Here is a 17,105-nt window from a genome sequence, read left to right on the forward strand (position 1 = left end):
ATTAAGATATGTTATTTGAACAATTAGAAAAATCGGCAGAGGAAATCCAGTTTAAGGATGTAATTGCTTTTATTGATGAACATTACGATTTTACTCCCACAAAATTTACAAACGGAAAAACGGTAAATGAAGCCAATCAGAATAATGGTTCCTGTAAGATTTTTAGTTTTGCGAAATTAAATGATCTGTCGAAAGAAGAAACGCTGAGTCTTTTCGGAGAATTTTACAGGGAAGATGTTCTTAAAAATCCTGAAGGAACAGATCATCAGAATATCAGAAACTTTATGACGTTTGGCTGGGACGGGATTGCTTTTGAAGGAAAAGCTTTAAGTAGAAAGTAAACTGTCATTGCTAAAAGACCGGAGGTCTGCGAACGCAGTTCAGAAATGACGAAGCAATCTCAAATAATTTGGAAGAGAGTGAAAAATGGTAACGTTTAACCACCCCGTCAAAAAATCCAAGATTTTTCGCCACCCCTCCAGAGGAGGGGAATTTGACCGCCTTATATTAAATTCAACCTCAATCTAAATCTCAGTCTTAACCTTAACCTTAACCTTAACTTAAACCCTAACCTCATCGTATGTCATCCAACAAAAACGCGCTCATCCGGTATAAAACACTGGATAAATGCCTGAAAAATAAATACAGGAAATATACTCTCGAAGATCTTATTGACGAATGTTCGGAAGCTTTGTTTGAATTTGAGGGGAAAGAATCTTTTGTAAGCAAAAGAACGGTACAGCTGGATCTGCAGAATATGCGGAGTGAAAAATTCGGATATGAAGCACCGATTGAGGTATACGAAAGAAAATACTATCGTTACAGCGATCCCGATTACAGCATTCATAATATTTCGGTTAATGAAAGTGATCTGAAAGCCATGAATAATGCGGTGCAGATTCTAAAGCAGTTCAAAGATTTTTCGATGTTCAAGGAAATGAACGGGGTGATCCAGAAACTGGAAGATTCCATCCATTCCACGAACCAGAAATCAATTATTCATTTAGACAAAAATGAACAGTTGAAAGGTCTGGAATATATTGATATTCTGTATGATGCGATCTTGCACAAAAAAGTGCTGAACATCACGTATAAAAGTTTTAAGGCAAGAGAATCAGATTCTTATATTGTTCATCCGCAATTGCTGAAGGAATTTAACAACCGCTGGTTTTTGATCTGTTCCAATAAGCAATATGTCTATAATCTCGCTCTGGACAGAATGGAAGATATTCAGACCGATGAAAATATTGAGTATATTGATATGAATCTCGACGGCGACGAATATTTCAAAGATATTGTGGGAGTAAGTGTTTCGCCGACGATGGCTCCGCGAAATGTGGTTTTCTTTGTAGATTCTTCCAACGCTCCCTATGTAAAGACCAAGCCTTTTCATGCCAGTCAGGAAATTGTAAGCGAAACGAATGAAGGAACCATTTTTAAAATCTGTGTACAGCTGAACTTCGAACTGGAAAGACTTCTTTTGGGGTTCGGAGAATGTCTGGTTGTGCATAAACCGAGAAAACTCAGACTGAGACTGGAAGAAAAATTCAAAGCGGCAGCTAAAAATTATGAAAACCTTGCCATTCCGGATGAAGACGGATAAAAATCTTGGCGTAGAAATTGTATTGCATGAATCATAAAAAAATAAACCGTATGAAATCAAGAATATTAAAAGCAGTTGTTGCTGTCGTAGCTCCTTTAGTGATTGAATTTATCGTGAAGAAAATTTCTGAGAAAATTGATCAGAAAAGTCAGAAAAAAGAAGATCCTAAGCAACTTCCTGCATCCACGAATTAACATGACAAGTAGTTAGATTTAAATTATAGAAAAGAGGCTGTTCATTTTTGCAACAGCCTCTTTTTATTTTTAAAATTTTCTAAATTGATTTTAAAATTCGCCGCAAGCTGAAGGTTCGACAGAGTAAAAAGTTGCAAAATATGATCAAAATGTAATAATTACTAAATTTATTGTTAACTTTTTATTTGTTAAGACAAATTTTTATGATTGTCCGTAATTTGTCATCATTAAACCTTTGAGTTCTTTGCTGAGTGAATAGTTTATGCTGAGCTTGTCGAAGCACCTTTGTGAACTTAAAAGCAGTTAGTATATCAGAAAATCTTAGTGATCTTAGCGTTAAAAGCAGTATAATTTATAATGGATAATCAAACGCTTTTATACAAAATCATAAACCCCGTTTTTCCAGCCCAGAACTTTAGAAGAGTCCGCTTTAAGCCAGTTTTTTAGGATGGTGGCATAAATTTTCCGGAAATCTTCGGTGTAGATTAAATCTCCTTCATTCAGATTCTGTAAATCGGGAAGTGCATTCAAAATTCCTTTTTTCTTTAAACCTCCACTGATGAAAAACATCTGGTTTGCCGTTCCGTGATCGGTTCCGTTACTTGCATTCTGGGCAACACGTCTGCCAAATTCTGAAAAAGTCATCAGCAAAATATCATTAAAAAGTCCGTTGCTTTTCATATCTGCCACAAACGCTTTTACCGCATCATTAATATCTGTAAACAGTTTTTGCTGTCTTTCATTTTGGTTCACGTGCGTATCGAAACTTCCGATGGAAAGATAATACACTCTCGTATTAATGTCAGATTTTATTAAAGAAGAAACGGTTTTAAAGTCTTTTCCGAGCTGAGAATTTGGGTAGACTTGTTCCGTATTTTTTGCCTTGCTTTTTTCGAAAATATACCCAGCATTGTTGATGGTGGAACCTAAAGTCTGATATAAATAGGAAACCGTTTCATCGTCATGATGATGATCATACAGCGATTTGAAATATTTTTCCTGACTGGTCTGATATAATCTTTTCGGATCTTTAAAGGCAAATGCTTTATTTTTTTCACCTTTTAAAGCTAAACTCAGCATATCATCCACTTCTAATGCTTGTGTGGGATGATCGCATTTATAACATTCTTCATCCAGAAATCTTCCCAGCCAGCCTGTGTCAAGATATTCATCGCTTCTGCTTGCAGAATGCCAGATGTCCATGCTTCGGAAGTGTGATTTATCGGGATTCGGATAACCGACATTGTTCATTACAGAAAGTTCTCCCTGATCGTACAGTTCTTTGAAATAGGAGAGGGCAGGATTAATCCCCGCTTCGTCCGTAAGCTGCATGGAATTCTGAATGGCAATTTTATTTCTTTCCCTGAAATAAATATCATTTTTTGTAGGAATAATCGTATTCAGACCATCGTTTCCTCCTGTAAACTGCAGTACCACCAATATTTTCTGATTGGGTTCCAGCGCGTCATCGAATGTCATGGCTTTCAGGAAATTTGGCATCAGAAAAGATGCGGTTGCCAATGAACTTATTTTTAGAAATTCTCTTCTTTTGATTAACATAAGCTTAGGTTTTAGGGTAAAGATGACAGGTTGCAGGCTTTAACGTAAGCTAAAATCTGCTGCTGAAAACTACATTAACTGATATTCCGGTGTCGACATGAGATTAATGACATTCATTTTCACACTGTTGTCGGAGAAATTTTTCACCGAACTCATATCCAGAGATTTTGAACTCTGAATTAAATAATCTTCCACATTCTTTCCGTTAAAAATCTTTTCTACACGAGACCAATCGATCGTAATATTGGGATTTTTAAAACTTTTCGTTAAAGAATTCGTGTTATTTTTTAAACCCATATCCAAATCATCATCATCTTTCGGACGGTAATCTAACGGTCGCAAACCAGACCAGATCTGCGGAATCTGAAGTCTTAACATTAAGGTAGAACTGTCGATCCACGATTTTCCGTTCGGCCAGCCTGAAACATTCGGTGGGTACAAAAGCATTTGTCCCAGTAATTTCTGATAAACGATGAGGTTTTCAGGATTCTGAATGGTCATGGGAAGTGACCGCATCATTCCTGCCATGAGTTCAATCGGAGACTTTATCCTGCTGCCGATATTTTTTTTATCGTAAAACCAGGAGCTCGAGAAAATATCCATCATGAGTCTTTTAATATCGTAACCGGACTGGTAGAAACTTTCGCTCAGGGATTTTACAATATTTTCATCAACATTTTCATTCACGAAGAATTTATAGATTTTTGTGGTGATGAATTTTGCCGTTGCCTTTTGTTCAAGAATGATATTTAAAACATCTGTGCCTGTAAAATTACCTGTTTTTCCGAGAAATGTCTTTGAGCCTTCATCATGAAGATTTTTCCGTTCTTTAAAATTTCCTTCTTTATCCGATCCCCATCCTGTAAAAGCTCTCGCACCTTCTCGTATGTCTTTCTCTGTGTAATTTCCGCGTCCCATCGTGAAAAGCTCCATTACTTCACGGGCAAAATTTTCGTTGGGATGATCTTTTTTGTTCTGCTGATTGTTAAGAAAATTCAGCATTGCAGGAGCTTGGCTCACTTCAAATAATAGATCTTTAAAGTTTCCGAGTGCATTTTTTCGGATAACATTTAAAATCTGTCGGTTAAATTTCGGATTAACAACTCTTGATGCAAAATGTCCATGCCAGAAAAAAGCCATTTTTTCTCTCATCTGCTCTTTGCTGTTCACCATTTTATTAAGAAAATTCAGATTGAGCTCTTCGTTCTGCAGTCGGCTGATTCTCTGCATTTCCTTTTTCTTTTCTGCCGGAGTCTGATCATTCATCATATAATCTCCGGTTTCAGGAATGTCAGGAGTATCATAATTTACATAAAGAAACGTTTCTTCTTTAAATAAATCATTAATCAGGCTTTTAATGTCTTTTTTATGAAGATCTTCCAGCTGACTGATTCCCGGTCCGAATCCTGCCCGCCAGAGTAGGTGTTTATTGTTGAGTAACGATGGAGAAATCATATCAATTATTTACTTTTTGATGGTTGTGATAAGGTAAGGTTAAAATTAATAACGGTTAAGAATTGTTAATATTGAATAGTGTTTTGAATAAATTGAGTTTAAATGTTTAATCATTTATTTAAAATGAGTGAATTTTTTAAACGTTTATTTAATTTTTTAGTCGGAATAATGAATTGAATTTCATGTTTTTACATTTTTAAGCATTGTTAAAGTCGCAGGAAAGGCTTTGCTTGGCACGATTTTTACATTTTTCAGGTTAGTAAAATTTAAAAAATCAGAGTTATGAAAATGTTTAAACAAGCAATTTTATTTGCCGGAATTTTGACTGCAGGAGCATTGAGCGCACAAAGTGCACAGATGAATAATATGATTAAGGTAGGAGCAAATGTTGGTTTAGCAGTTCCTTCTGACAATACTTCGATGGCAGTAGGAGTGGATGTAGCATACCAGAACCTTATTACTCCGGGATTCGGATTGGGTATCGCAACAGGGTATACACACTATTTCGGTAAAGATAACAACGGATATACTAATAATGATGTGGGAGTAGTTCCTGTAGCAGCATTAATTAGAATTTATCCTAAACAGACAGGATTTTACTTTGGTACAGACTTAGGGTACGGATTTTTGACAGGGGATAATAAAGTAGCATCTAACGTTACATTAGACAGACCAAACGGAGGATTTTATTTAAAGCCTGAAATCGGATATCACAATCAGGACTGGAATTTCTTCGTACAGTATCAGAAAGTTTTTGTAGGAAACAACGGCGATTTGCCAAATCAGGACTACAATGTGGGCAACATTGGGGTAGGATTTTCTTACAATATTCCTTTAGGGAAGTAGTTAGATTTAAATATAAGCAATTATTAACCAAACCTTTTCGATTTTTTGAGAAGGTTTTTTATTTCTAACGAAAATTTACAAAAGATATTATTATATTTGATAAAATTTGAGGTTATGATTTTGAATCCAAAATTTCCACTTTATTTACCAGGAGTAAAAAACGGTAGCAATGATAACGTTTCTATCATTGGCGCAAACCTACGTGAAGATATTACAACTTTAGGATATTTCGTCTCCGGTAACGGAGGTCTTGAGATTAAAATCCAGAATAATTACCCAACGAAAGAGTATGCTTCTTTTTCAGAAATCCTGAAGAAGTTTATTCTGGACAATCAGCTGGAGAATGTGAAAAGGCTTGGAATGGCTGTTCCGGGACCGGTTTTAAACGGAAAAAGCAGCCCTGCAAGATTAGGCTGGAATCTGGATGTAGAAGAATACAAAAGAGATCTGGGATTCGAAAAAGTAAATATGCTGAATGACCAGGAATCTTCAGCTTACGGAATGGGGCTTTTGGAAGATTCTGATCTTGATCCGATCTACACAAGCGGACATCTTGAAAACGGCAACGTAGCGATTCTCGCTCCGGGAAATGGTTTGGGTGAAGCAGGATATTTCTTCGACGGAAAATATTTAAGACCTTTCGCAACAGAAGGAGGACATTCTGAATTCTCTCCAAGAACGAATGTTGAGGTAGAATTTTATCAGTTTCTGAATAATCTTTACGGAATTGTAAGCTGGGAAAATGTGTTATCTAAAGGAGGTCTGTTTAATATTTACAGATTCCTCAGAGATGTAAAAAGACATCCTGAACCGGAATGGCTTGCAGAGCGTTTCTCGAATGGCAATTTTGTTGAAGAACTATATAAAGCTGCGGTTGAAGAAGATGTTCTGATCTGTAAGATTGCTCTGGACACTTTCCTTGAATTTTTAGCAAGAGAGGCAAACAATTTAACGCTGAAGTTAAAAGCAACCGGCGGTTTGCTGATTTCCGGAGATATTCCGCAGATTATTACAGACTATATTAACAAGGATAAATTCTATGAAAAGTTCAAGATCAGCGATAAAATGGAAGAAATGCTGAGAAACATTCCGATTTATCTGAACAGAAATCCGAATACGGCACTCATTGGTTCAGCGCTTTATACCGCTTACTATCACGAATAAAACAAAGCTCCGAAGAAATTCGGAGTTTTTTTATGGATGATATTACTCATGAAAAAAAATGTATTTATTGATGTACATCAATGAAATCTCTCGAAGCAGTTAGTTACATTTGCATCAGTAAATAACAAACAAGAAAATAACTTTTATTCAAATGAAAAAAATATTTTTATTAGCAGTTTTAGCAAGCGGACTTGCATTCGGACAGGTAAAAAAAGTAGTAAGCTCTGATGTACAGTGGTGGGGTTACAAAATCGCAAAATCCGAGGCAAGCTCTCACAACGGTACCGTAAAAGTAAAATCCGGAGAAATGGTATTGAAAGGAAACCAGTTAGTAGGAGGTTCTTTCGTTTTAGACATGACTTCTATTAATGCTACAGATCTTTCCGGTGAATATCAGCAAAAACTGAATGGTCACCTTAAAACAGGAGATTTCTTCGAAGTTGAAAAATTTCCAACAGCAACTTTCAAAATCACCGGAGTAAAGAAAAACAACGACAAAGTGTACACTTCTTTAGTTACAGGAAACTTAACGGTAAAAGGAAAAACCAACGCGATTTCTTTCCCTGCAAAAATTACGTATGCAAACGGAGCAGTAAGCTTAATGTCTAACAAATTCTCTATCGACAGACAGAAATTTGATGTTGCTTACAAATCAACAATGCAGGATGTTCTTGTGAAAGATGATATGGATTTGCTTGTAAAAGTAACAGCTAAATAATTTAATCAAAAAAAGATTATTAAAAGTGTAGAAGTTCTACACTTTTTTTTATTTTTGTTGAATTGTAAATAAAAAAGAATGAAAAGATTACTATTGTTTGCTATGATGTGCGTAAGTATGTCATTTGTTTTCGCTCAGAAGAAAGGAGATAAAGTGGTAAAAGTAACATCGTCGGACATCAGATGGTGGGGGTACAAAGTTGTAAAAACGGTTCCTACTACACATTCCGGAACCATAAAACTGAAAAGTGGAAAATTCACTTTTGATAAGACGGTTTTGGTGGACGGAGAATTTGTGATTGATATGAAGTCATTGATGGCAGGTGATGTTTCCAGTCAGGATGAAGATATGGTAAAATTAACGAACGATCTTAAAAGTTCAAATTTCTTCGATGTTAAAAAATTCCCGCTGGCGAAATTCCATTTAACGAAAATAATTCCTTTGGCAAACAGCGAGTATAATTCTACAGTTTACGGAGATGTAACGATTAAAGGAGTGAGAAAAACGATCACTTTCCCTGCAAATGTTTATATCACTCAGTTTACAGTGGTTATCGAATCTGCTAAATTCTCATTGAACAGAAGAGATTTCAAAGTGTTCTACCAGTCTTCTCTGAAAGATTATTTCATTAAAAACGAAATGGATATTCAGTTCAAAATTTCGACAGCAGTTTTGGATAACGAAAACAGAACGCCTGTTAAAAAGAAATAAGGTATAATTTCCTTTAATAAACGAAAATGAGCGATTTCTTTGGGAATCGCTCATTTTTTTTAACGATTTTTTTATTTTAGTGGTATGAAAATTTATGTAGTAAGCGGACTTGGTGCAGATTTTAAGGTTTTGGAGAAAATTGAATTTCCAAAGCATCACGAAGTGGTTTTTATCGATTGGCTGATTCCTCACCAAAATGAAGAATTCTCAGATTACGTAAAAAGAATGGCAGAAAAGGTTGATGATTCTGAGCCGTTTTATCTGGTAGGATACTCTTTCGGCGGAATTATGGTTCAGGAAATCAACAGGCTGAAACCTGCCAGAAAAGTTGTTATTCTCGGAAGCATTAAATCCCATAAAGAAAAATCCCGTCTTATTAAAGCCGGACAGATCACAAAAATTCCAAAAGTTCTTCCTGTTACTTTTTTCAACGAAAGAACAACCAATATGTATTCTGTAGTCAGAAAATTCTTTGATCCCCGAAATCCTAAGGTTTTACAATACTTCAGAGTAAGAGATCCGTATTATTTAAAATGGTCGATTGAAAAAATATCAGACTGGAAGTTTGAAGAAAACCCCGATGTTATACAGATTTTGGCAGACCGCGATATTGTTTTCCCGATAAAAAATTCCAAACCCGATTATGTAATCAAAGGAGGAACTCATTTATTTCCAATTACGAAATTTAAAGAAGTAGCTTCTATTTTGAAGGGGGTTTTGGATTGAAATTGTGTTTAAAAATTAAAATTGTATTAATTTTTAAGGGGTTTGTTTTAAATTTTATTGTTTTTGAAAAATTTATCCTTACATTTGAAGGGTAAACACAAATTTTTTATGACAGTAGGTTTAAAATGGATTGTTTCTTTCGCGATCATCGCTCTGGTTGCTGTAGGCGGACTATTCTGGAATCCCATTACAGATTTTCCCAACACAGGAGAGTTTTTAAGCGAAGATAAAATTGTAGGTGCGGATGTTGCATGGATTCTTGCTGCGGCAGGTCTGGTTTTATTAATGACTCCCGGTTTATCTTTCTTTTACGGAGGAATGGTAGGGAAGAAAAACGTAATTTCTACGATGCTTCAAAGTTTTATTGCTTTGGGAGTGATTTCTATTTTGTGGGTAGTGGTTGGTTTTTCCCTCTCTTTCGGAGATTCTATTGGTTTTACCATCAATGGAGAACATTACGGAATCATCGGCAATCCTATGAGCTATCCCTTTTTCAGCAGGGTAGGAGTGTTGCCGCATAAAGCAATGGCTTCAACAATTCCTTTTATTCTTTTTGCTCTATTTCAGATGAAATTTGCAGTCATTACCCCTGCATTAATTACGGGTTCTTTTGCAGAACGTGTACGTTTCATCTCTTACCTTTTATTCATGGTGCTTTTCAGTCTGTTTATTTATACACCTCTTTGTCATATGGTTTGGCATCCGGACGGATTACTGAATAAATATTTTGGCGTAAAAGATTTTGCGGGAGGTACTGTTGTACACATGAGTGCAGGTTTTGCAGCTTTAGCAGGCGCAATGGTTGTAGGAAACAGGAAAAAACCTCATCACGATCCTTCCAATATTTCGTATGTGATGCTGGGAACAGGAATGCTCTGGTTTGGGTGGTTTGGTTTTAATGCAGGTTCGGCTTTGGCAGCCAATGCAACAGCAGCAACGGCTTTCGGAACCACTACAATTGCTTCAGCTTCTGCGATGATGACGTGGATCTTTTTCGACAGGATTAATAAAAGAAAAGTTTCAGCTTTAGGAGCGTGCATCGGAGCCGTTGTTGGTTTAGTGGCGATTACTCCGGCTTGTGGTTTTGTTTCCGTTTCAGAAAGTCTGTTCATCGGATTTATTTCCGCCATAGTTTCTAATGTAATGGTGAATTGGAAAGCGTTAAAGAAAATTGACGATACACTGGATGTTTTTGCCTGTCATGGAGTAGGAGGAATTATGGGGATGATCTTAACGGCAATTTTTGCACACGGTGAAAATGCGAGTCTTCTTCATGGTGGGTTTGAAGTTTTTGCCCATCATATGGCAGCCTTATTTTTAGTCTCTGTTTTTACTTTTTTCGGGTCATTGCTTTTGTATAAAATCACCAATAGCATTATTACTTTAAGAGTTTCTGAAGAATCCGAAGATATGGGACTGGATATTTCGCAGCATGAAGAAAGCCTTTGCTGAGAAAAAGAATGTTGAATAGTAAATGGTCAATTGTCAATCGTGAATTTACTTAAATTAAAAAATTAACAATTTACAATTGAATGCGAAGCAAATTCACCATTCGTCATTCATACAAAAAAGATTATCTACAAGTGTTCATATAGTTTTAATTTGAGCCGGAGCTGAATTTTCAGCTCCGGCTTTTGCATCTCGATTTATCGTGTATCTTTGTGTTTGGGAAAAATGAGCAAATTTCTATATGGAATCAATATCGGTTTTTGAGATTATAAAAGTAGGAATAGGTCCATCCAGTTCGCATACGATGGGACCTTGGAATGCGGCATCTGCATTCATCAGGATTATTAAAAGAGAAAGAGCAATTGAAGAGGTAAAAGAAGTTTTCCTTGAATTTTTCGGTTCACTTGCAAAAACGGGAATCGGTCACGGAACCGATATTGCCGGAATGCTCGGTCTGAATGGAGAAGATTTTAAAACAATCGATACCACAAAAATTGATGAAAAAATAGAAAAAATAAAATCTACCCAAATCCTTAATCTAGGTGGCGAAAAAGAAATTCCTTTCATTTACGGGCATCATCTGGTGCTTAATATGAAAAAATCTCTTGAATATCATCCCAACGGAATGATTTTCAGAGCCATTTTTGAAGACGGAACCGAGCTTGTGCAGGATTTTTATTCTGTAGGCGGCGGTTTTATCATGAGTCAGGAAAAAAAATCAATTCAGAAACACTGTGTCCGTACTTTATATCCTTGTCATAAATCTTCCGATATTGTAAAATATTGTGAAAAACTGGGATTAAAACGTATTTCAGATTTAATTTTAATCAATGAAGAAAGCTGGAGAACACCGGACGAGACAAGAGCAGAAGCACTTTACATCTGGCAGCAGATTAAAGAATGCATTTACAAAGGCGTCAATAAAGAAGGAACTCTTCCGGGCGGATTGAATGTTACGCGTCGTGCAGCCGGAATCAACAGAAAATTACTGGGCGATAAAATTTACAAAAATAAAGATGAATGGTTTCAGCAGGTTGTAGAAGCCGAAGAAAATTTCACCAATATCAATAAATGGATTTCCTGTTTTGCATTGGCGGTGAATGAAGAAAATGCAAGTTTCGGAAGAATTATTACCGCTCCTACCAACGGTGCAAGTGGCGTAATTCCGGCGGTTCTGATGTATGCACAGGCTTTTACGGAATTCACCAGCGAAGATGACATTGTAAGATTTCTTTTAGTAGCAGGAGAAATCGGTACATTATTCAAAAAAAATGCAACCATTTCTGCGGCAATGGGCGGTTGTCAGGCAGAAGTAGGCGTTTCTTCGGCAATGGCGGCGGCTGGTCTTACCGAAATTTTGGGCGGAAGTGTCGGTCAGGTTTTAATGGCAGCCGAAATTGCCATGGAGCATCATTTAGGCTTAACCTGTGACCCGATAAAAGGTCTGGTACAAATTCCTTGTATCGAAAGAAATACGATGGGAGCGATAAAAGCCATCACGGCAGCAAATATTGCACTGGAAAGTGATCCTGCAAAAGCGAAAGTAACTTTAGATGAGGTAATACAAACCATGTGGGAAACTGCTTTATCGATGAATGACCGTTTTAAGGAAACTTCAGAAGGCGGTCTGGCAATTGCGGTGAATGTTCCGGAGTGTTAATGTACAATATATGTTATTAGTTTAATTTAATTAAGGAACCTTTAAAGAATAGTTCACATTTAATTTAAATTAATATCTTTGAAACCTTTAACAAAAACATTAAACATGAAAAAGCAAAATGTATCAACTGCATTTGTCGCAGCATCCTGGGTTGCTTTAGGAGCCGGAATGATTGGTTTTATTGTAGGTCTTGCAAGAGCGGAAATGCAGCTTAATGAGAAAGGATATTATTTTACCATTCTTCTGTATGGATTATTTGCAGTAGTTTCTTTGCAGAAAGCAGTACGCGACAGACTGGAAAATATAAAAGTGACTGATATCTACTATGGAATCTGTTGGTTTGCTACCCTTTCCTCCATCGTATTACTGGCAATCGGATTATGGAATGCGACAATTCTTCCAAGTGAAAAAGGGTTTTACGGATTTGCCTTTTTACTGGCACTTTTCGGAGCCATTGCCGTTCAGAAAAATACACGGGACAATATGCTTCAGGAATAAAAAATGATTAGACTCTCCAGATTCGGAGAGTTTTTATTTTAATGGAACTCGAAAAAATTCCTGATGAAACAAGCTGTAGCGGAATAACAACTAAATTTCAGGAGTAGTGATAAAGACTCAGGCTCACGAATTTCGTGAGCCTGAGTTTTATAATGTATTAAATTATTTATCAAAATGATTCGGATGTTTCTCTTTGATATCGTCCACGGTTCCCAGAACTTTATCCTTTAAAGAATCCTGATATTGCTGAAGGTTTTCAGCAACGGTTTCATCGGAGCTTCCGATAATTTTTGCAGCTAAAATTCCTGCATTCAAAGCACCGTTCAAAGCAACTGTAGCTACAGGAATTCCACCCGGCATCTGCAGGATTGATAATACAGAATCCCAGCCATCAATAGAGTTGCTCGACAAAATAGGAACTCCGATCACAGGTAAGGTTGTACAGCTCGCTACCATTCCCGGAAGGTGGGCTGCTCCTCCCGCTCCCGCAACAATTACTTTCAATCCCCTTTCTTTAGCAGTTTTCGCATAATCAAACATTCTTTCCGGTGTTCTGTGTGCAGAAACTACCGTCAGTTCATAAGGGATGTTCAGGGATTTTAAAAAATTTGCTGCCTGTTCCATGATTGGCAAGTCGCTCTGACTTCCCATTATTATTCCTACCATTTTTCAATTTATTAGATGTTCAAAGATAAAAAATTAAAAAACCTCACGCAAAAAGGCTTAAAAGTTGTTGGATAATATTGATGAAGCTCAGGAAAGCTTTTGAATGAACTTTTAATTGAATATATTTGCCGCTAAGACCACCATTTTGAAAGATTTTAAGCTTACTCTTGCCATTTTCACCGTTGCTGTTGTCTGGGGAACTATATTTTTATCAATCCGCGTTGCTGTTGAAACCATTCCGGCTTGGTTTGTTGCGGGAATCCGCCAGTTTTTGGCAGCAGTTATCATGCTTTTCATCTTACTGTACAGAAAACAGTTCCAGTGGATCGGCTGGAAAAATCTGGGATATCAGCTTATTTTTTCTTCTTTAATGCTGATTATGGCAAACGGACTGACAACCGTTGCAGAAGAAACGCTGACGAGCAGTTTAACTTCATTAATGAGCGCAACTTCACCTATTGTTGTATTTTTGGGAAGTGTTGCCATCGGATTGCAGAAATTCACCATTCGTGCAATGATCGGTCTTTTAATGTGTTTCGGAGGAATTTTATTTATCTTTTGGGACGGCATCAATGATCTTGCGAATCCGGATTACAGATTTGGGATTTTCCTTTTATTTATTGCCATTGCAGGATGGGCCTCAGGAACGATTTTTACGAAGAAAATGAATATCCAGAGTAAAAATATTTCGCTGAACTTATTTTATCAGTTCGCGTTTGCCGGAATTATTCAGATTATTTTTGCTTTCCTTTTCACGGATAATTATAACTTCGAAAACTGGTCTGTAAAAAGTATTTCAGCAATGCTGTATCTTTCCGTTTTCGGCTCTGTAGCTGCTTTTTTCGCCTATCATTATGCTTTAACGAAGGTTTCTCCGGTTCAGGTTTCCATACTGGCTTATATTAATACTATTATTTCAATTTTCTTAAGCTGGCTGATTCTTAATGAAGAAATTTCAGCTAAATTTATCATTGCAGCGATATTGATTATTTTAGGTGTTTTTGTTATTAATTACAATAGAGAAATGTTTAAAAAGCAACGAATCGCTTAAAAATTAATCTGAATTATTACCATTCACACAAAAATAGAGGCTCTAAACTTTCCGTTTTTTTTCTTATATTGTTTTCACCAAGTTATTCAATATGATAAAAAACGCCTTATTTGCAGTTTCTGCTATTCTACTGCTTTTAACAAGCTGCGACAATAGAAAAAAGGAAAATGACCTTACTTTAAGAGAGCAGCAATTACTGGAAAAAGAAAAATCATTTGCACAGAAGGAATCTGAATATCAGTCTCTTTTAAAAATGAGAGACAGTATTTTTGCTAAAAAAGATTCGGTGAAAATTGTAGTCTGGCCTGCTGAAATCGCCGGATCGTGGACAGGAAAAGTGATCTGTACAGAATCCAACTGCAGCGATTATGTAGTCGGTGATCAGCGTACCGATACATGGGAATTCGACAGTGATTCTATCCAGCTTGTAACCAAAATCATCAACAATAATAATCTGGTAAGGCTCTACTCCGGAAAATTTGAAAACAACGAGGCAAAACTTACTTTTAAAACAGATTCTGCTTCAAAAAAACAGGTTGAAATGAATGTTATCCTGAATGATTTTTCAGCCAATAAAATAAGAGGGACAAGAACCATTTCAGCTGATAATAACTGTATGGCGAAATTCTCTGTAGAATTAGTACGTTCCACCAAATAAGCACACAATGACTTTACTGAGCATTCATAATCTGAGTCTTCCCATCGAAGATCCGGTACTTAAATTTCTTCTGGTTTTAATTATTATTCTTGCCGCACCATTGCTTTTAAATAAGATAAAAGTCCCGCATCTGCTCGGATTGATTATTGCAGGTGCCGTTATCGGTCCGAACGGCTTCAATGTTCTGGCGAGAGACAGCAGCATTGTGGTAACAGGAACTACGGGACTGCTTTACATTATGTTTCTTGCAGGACTGGAAATAGACATGGGCGATTTCAAAAAAAATAAATGGAAAAGTCTCACCTTCGGAATTTATACCTTTACCGTGCCTTTTGTTTTAGGATATTTCGGAGCCTATTATATTCTGCATTTTTCGGTTCTGACTTCGGTACTTTTTGCCAGTTTATTTTCGTCTCACACATTAATTGCGTATCCTTTAGTCAGTAAATTGGGCATTGCAAAAAATTCCGCAGTGAACATTACTGTCGGCGGAACGATGATTACGGATATTCTTGCGCTTTTGGTTCTTGCCGTGATTGTAGGAATGTCGCAGGGTGATGTCGGAACAGAATTCTGGGTAAAACTTTCTGTCTCATTCGTTGTGTTCGGACTGATTGTTCTGCTGATTTTCCCCATGATCGGACGCTGGTTCTTTAAAAAAGTTGATGACAAAATTTCACAGTATATTTTTGTTCTGGTGATGATCTATCTCGCGGCTTTACTGGCAGAATTGGCAGGTGTGGAAGCTATTATCGGAGCTTTCTTTGCAGGATTGGCTTTAAACAGGCTGATTCCTCACACCTCATCGCTGATGAACCGTGTAGAATTTGTAGGCAATGCGATCTTCATCCCTTTTTTCCTGATCAGTGTAGGAATGCTGATTGATTTCAAAGTTTTTTTCAAAAGCTGGGAAACTTTGGAAGTCGCCGCAATAATGCTTGTTGCTTCAATTGGCGGAAAATATCTTTCGGCTGTTGCTACACAGAAAACATTCAGGCTTACGAAAGAAGAAGGAAAGCTGATTTTCGGGCTGAGTTCCGCTTCGGCAGCGGCAACGCTGGCTTCAGTAATGGTAGGTTACAATATCATTCTTTCGGAAACGGAAACGGGAGAACCCATCAGATTATTAAATGAGCATGTTCTGAACGGCAGTATTCTGTTGATTCTAATTTCATGTACCATTTCTTCATTCATTTCCATGTCCAGCGCACAGAAAATTGCAGAACAGGACAATGAAGATACGGTTTCCGGAAATACGCATGAAGAGGAAAATATTCTTTTAGCTTTAAATTATGAAGCCACTGTTGAAAGAATGGTGAATCTGGGAATTTTAATTAAAGCCCATTCTAACACAGAAAATATATTCGCGCTGAACGTCATTAACGAAGATAAAAACGAATCTTCCGTAAAAAATGCCGAAAAACTTCTGCACAGCGCTGCAGATACGGCTGCTGCTGCGGATGTGAAAATTCAGCCACTGAAAAGATACGACAATGATGTCATCAACGGAGTGAATAACGTTATTAAAGAGCAGAATATTACCGATATCATCATCGGACTGGAAGATGAAAAAGGTTTTTCCCCTTCTTTTGTGTACAATCTTTACAACGGCTATCTTCAGAACGATCATGTGAATGTTTTGGTGTATCACGCTGCACAGCCTTTGTCGACCATCAAAAAATATGCGGTGATGATTCCCGAAAACGCCCACAAAGAAGCAGGTTTCTTTCATGCGCTTTTAAGGGTCTGGAATATTGCCAGAAACTCCGGGGCAACGATTGTTTTTTATGCTTCGGAAACTATTCTGGACATTCTTCAGAAAATTATAAAAAAAGCCAATATTGAAGCGGAATTTATTATTATGAATTCATGGAAAGACGGCGAAAAAACCGCTGCGGAACTTAAAGAAGATGAAGCTTTAATTGTTTTTATGGCTAAAAGAGGCATGAAATCCTACATTCCGCAGATGAGACTGATTCCGGAACTTTTAAACAGAAATCTTCGCAATAATAATTATCTTTTGATTTTTCCGTTCTCCGAATTTGATGAAAATGATGTGGAAAAACGTTCTGTAGGAAATCATGACGATTTTATGGAAATCGGAAATGTGATTAAGAAGATTTTTAAGTAAGAATTGTATATTATA

Annotated in this window: 17 protein-coding genes; 14 read left to right on the forward strand and 3 right to left on the reverse strand. The window is 36.8% G+C overall.

What is annotated here, in order from left to right:
* Positions 1-8 precede the first annotated feature (8 nt).
* The 3 genes from AC52CF_RS05960 to AC52CF_RS05970 all read left to right on the forward strand — a co-directional run bounded on the left by AC52CF_RS05960 (position 9) and on the right by AC52CF_RS05970 (position 1,797).
* Positions 9-341 (forward strand): HopJ type III effector protein, encoded by a 333-nt coding sequence (locus tag AC52CF_RS05960; RefSeq protein ID WP_214590426.1) that lies wholly within the window; start codon positions 9-11, stop codon positions 339-341.
* Positions 342-580: 239 nt separating this feature from the next.
* On the forward strand, positions 581-1,603 hold the full coding sequence (locus AC52CF_RS05965; protein ID WP_214590425.1) for a helix-turn-helix transcriptional regulator: 1,023 nt from the start codon (positions 581-583) through the stop codon (positions 1,601-1,603).
* Between the two features lie 50 nt (positions 1,604-1,653).
* Entirely contained in the window at positions 1,654-1,797 is a 144-nt protein-coding gene (locus tag AC52CF_RS05970) for a hypothetical protein (protein ID WP_165763009.1), read from the forward strand.
* A gap of 375 nt (positions 1,798-2,172) precedes the next feature.
* Here AC52CF_RS05970 and AC52CF_RS05975 read toward each other — a convergent pair whose 3' ends face one another.
* Together AC52CF_RS05975 and AC52CF_RS05980 are read right to left on the reverse strand one after the other, a co-directional pair.
* Entirely contained in the window at positions 2,173-3,357 is a 1,185-nt protein-coding gene (locus AC52CF_RS05975) for a DUF1501 domain-containing protein (RefSeq protein ID WP_214590424.1), read from the reverse strand.
* 69 nt (positions 3,358-3,426) lie between these two features.
* Positions 3,427-4,812, reverse strand: coding sequence for a DUF1800 domain-containing protein (locus tag AC52CF_RS05980; protein WP_375181581.1), 1,386 nt, complete (start codon positions 4,810-4,812; stop codon positions 3,427-3,429).
* A gap of 282 nt (positions 4,813-5,094) precedes the next feature.
* On the opposite strand from AC52CF_RS05980, the gene AC52CF_RS05985 reads away from it, so the two are divergent.
* From AC52CF_RS05985 to yiaA, 8 genes are all read left to right on the forward strand, one after another.
* Positions 5,095-5,658 (forward strand): hypothetical protein, encoded by a 564-nt coding sequence (locus AC52CF_RS05985; protein WP_235130022.1) that lies wholly within the window; start codon positions 5,095-5,097, stop codon positions 5,656-5,658.
* A gap of 114 nt (positions 5,659-5,772) precedes the next feature.
* Positions 5,773-6,822 (forward strand): glucokinase, encoded by a 1,050-nt coding sequence (locus AC52CF_RS05990; protein WP_214590421.1) that lies wholly within the window; start codon positions 5,773-5,775, stop codon positions 6,820-6,822.
* Between the two features lie 151 nt (positions 6,823-6,973).
* Positions 6,974-7,540: a YceI family protein gene (locus AC52CF_RS05995; RefSeq protein ID WP_214590420.1), complete on the forward strand. Its 567-nt coding sequence runs from the start codon at positions 6,974-6,976 to the stop codon at positions 7,538-7,540.
* A gap of 78 nt (positions 7,541-7,618) precedes the next feature.
* Positions 7,619-8,251, forward strand: coding sequence for a YceI family protein (locus AC52CF_RS06000; protein ID WP_214590419.1), 633 nt, complete (start codon positions 7,619-7,621; stop codon positions 8,249-8,251).
* Between the two features lie 84 nt (positions 8,252-8,335).
* On the forward strand, positions 8,336-8,977 hold the full coding sequence (locus AC52CF_RS06005) for an alpha/beta hydrolase (RefSeq protein WP_214590418.1): 642 nt from the start codon (positions 8,336-8,338) through the stop codon (positions 8,975-8,977).
* Between the two features lie 108 nt (positions 8,978-9,085).
* Positions 9,086-10,429, forward strand: coding sequence for an ammonium transporter (locus AC52CF_RS06010; RefSeq protein WP_375181580.1), 1,344 nt, complete (start codon positions 9,086-9,088; stop codon positions 10,427-10,429).
* 238 nt (positions 10,430-10,667) lie between these two features.
* Positions 10,668-12,086 (forward strand): L-serine ammonia-lyase, encoded by a 1,419-nt coding sequence (locus AC52CF_RS06015; RefSeq protein ID WP_336690388.1) that lies wholly within the window; start codon positions 10,668-10,670, stop codon positions 12,084-12,086.
* Between the two features lie 105 nt (positions 12,087-12,191).
* Positions 12,192-12,584, forward strand: coding sequence for an inner membrane protein YiaA (gene yiaA / locus AC52CF_RS06020; RefSeq protein WP_076396732.1), 393 nt, complete (start codon positions 12,192-12,194; stop codon positions 12,582-12,584).
* Between the two features lie 162 nt (positions 12,585-12,746).
* Here yiaA and purE read toward each other — a convergent pair whose 3' ends face one another.
* On the reverse strand, positions 12,747-13,250 hold the full coding sequence (gene purE, locus AC52CF_RS06025; protein WP_214590415.1) for a 5-(carboxyamino)imidazole ribonucleotide mutase: 504 nt from the start codon (positions 13,248-13,250) through the stop codon (positions 12,747-12,749).
* 145 nt (positions 13,251-13,395) lie between these two features.
* Between purE and AC52CF_RS06030 the strand changes: the two genes are divergently transcribed.
* The 3 genes from AC52CF_RS06030 (at position 13,396) to AC52CF_RS06040 (ending at position 17,090) form a co-directional block, all read left to right on the forward strand.
* Positions 13,396-14,301, forward strand: coding sequence for a DMT family transporter (locus tag AC52CF_RS06030; protein WP_496518209.1), 906 nt, complete (start codon positions 13,396-13,398; stop codon positions 14,299-14,301).
* 91 nt (positions 14,302-14,392) lie between these two features.
* Positions 14,393-14,959 carry a hypothetical protein gene (locus tag AC52CF_RS06035; protein WP_496517944.1) on the forward strand — a complete coding sequence of 189 codons (567 nt, stop codon included), beginning with the start codon at positions 14,393-14,395 and terminating at the stop codon, positions 14,957-14,959.
* A 7-nt stretch (positions 14,960-14,966) separates the two neighbouring features.
* Positions 14,967-17,090 (forward strand): cation:proton antiporter, encoded by a 2,124-nt coding sequence (locus tag AC52CF_RS06040; RefSeq protein ID WP_496517945.1) that lies wholly within the window; start codon positions 14,967-14,969, stop codon positions 17,088-17,090.
* The last annotated feature ends 15 nt before the right edge of the window (positions 17,091-17,105 follow it).

This window comes from Chryseobacterium sp. 2P, assembly GCF_059579425.1.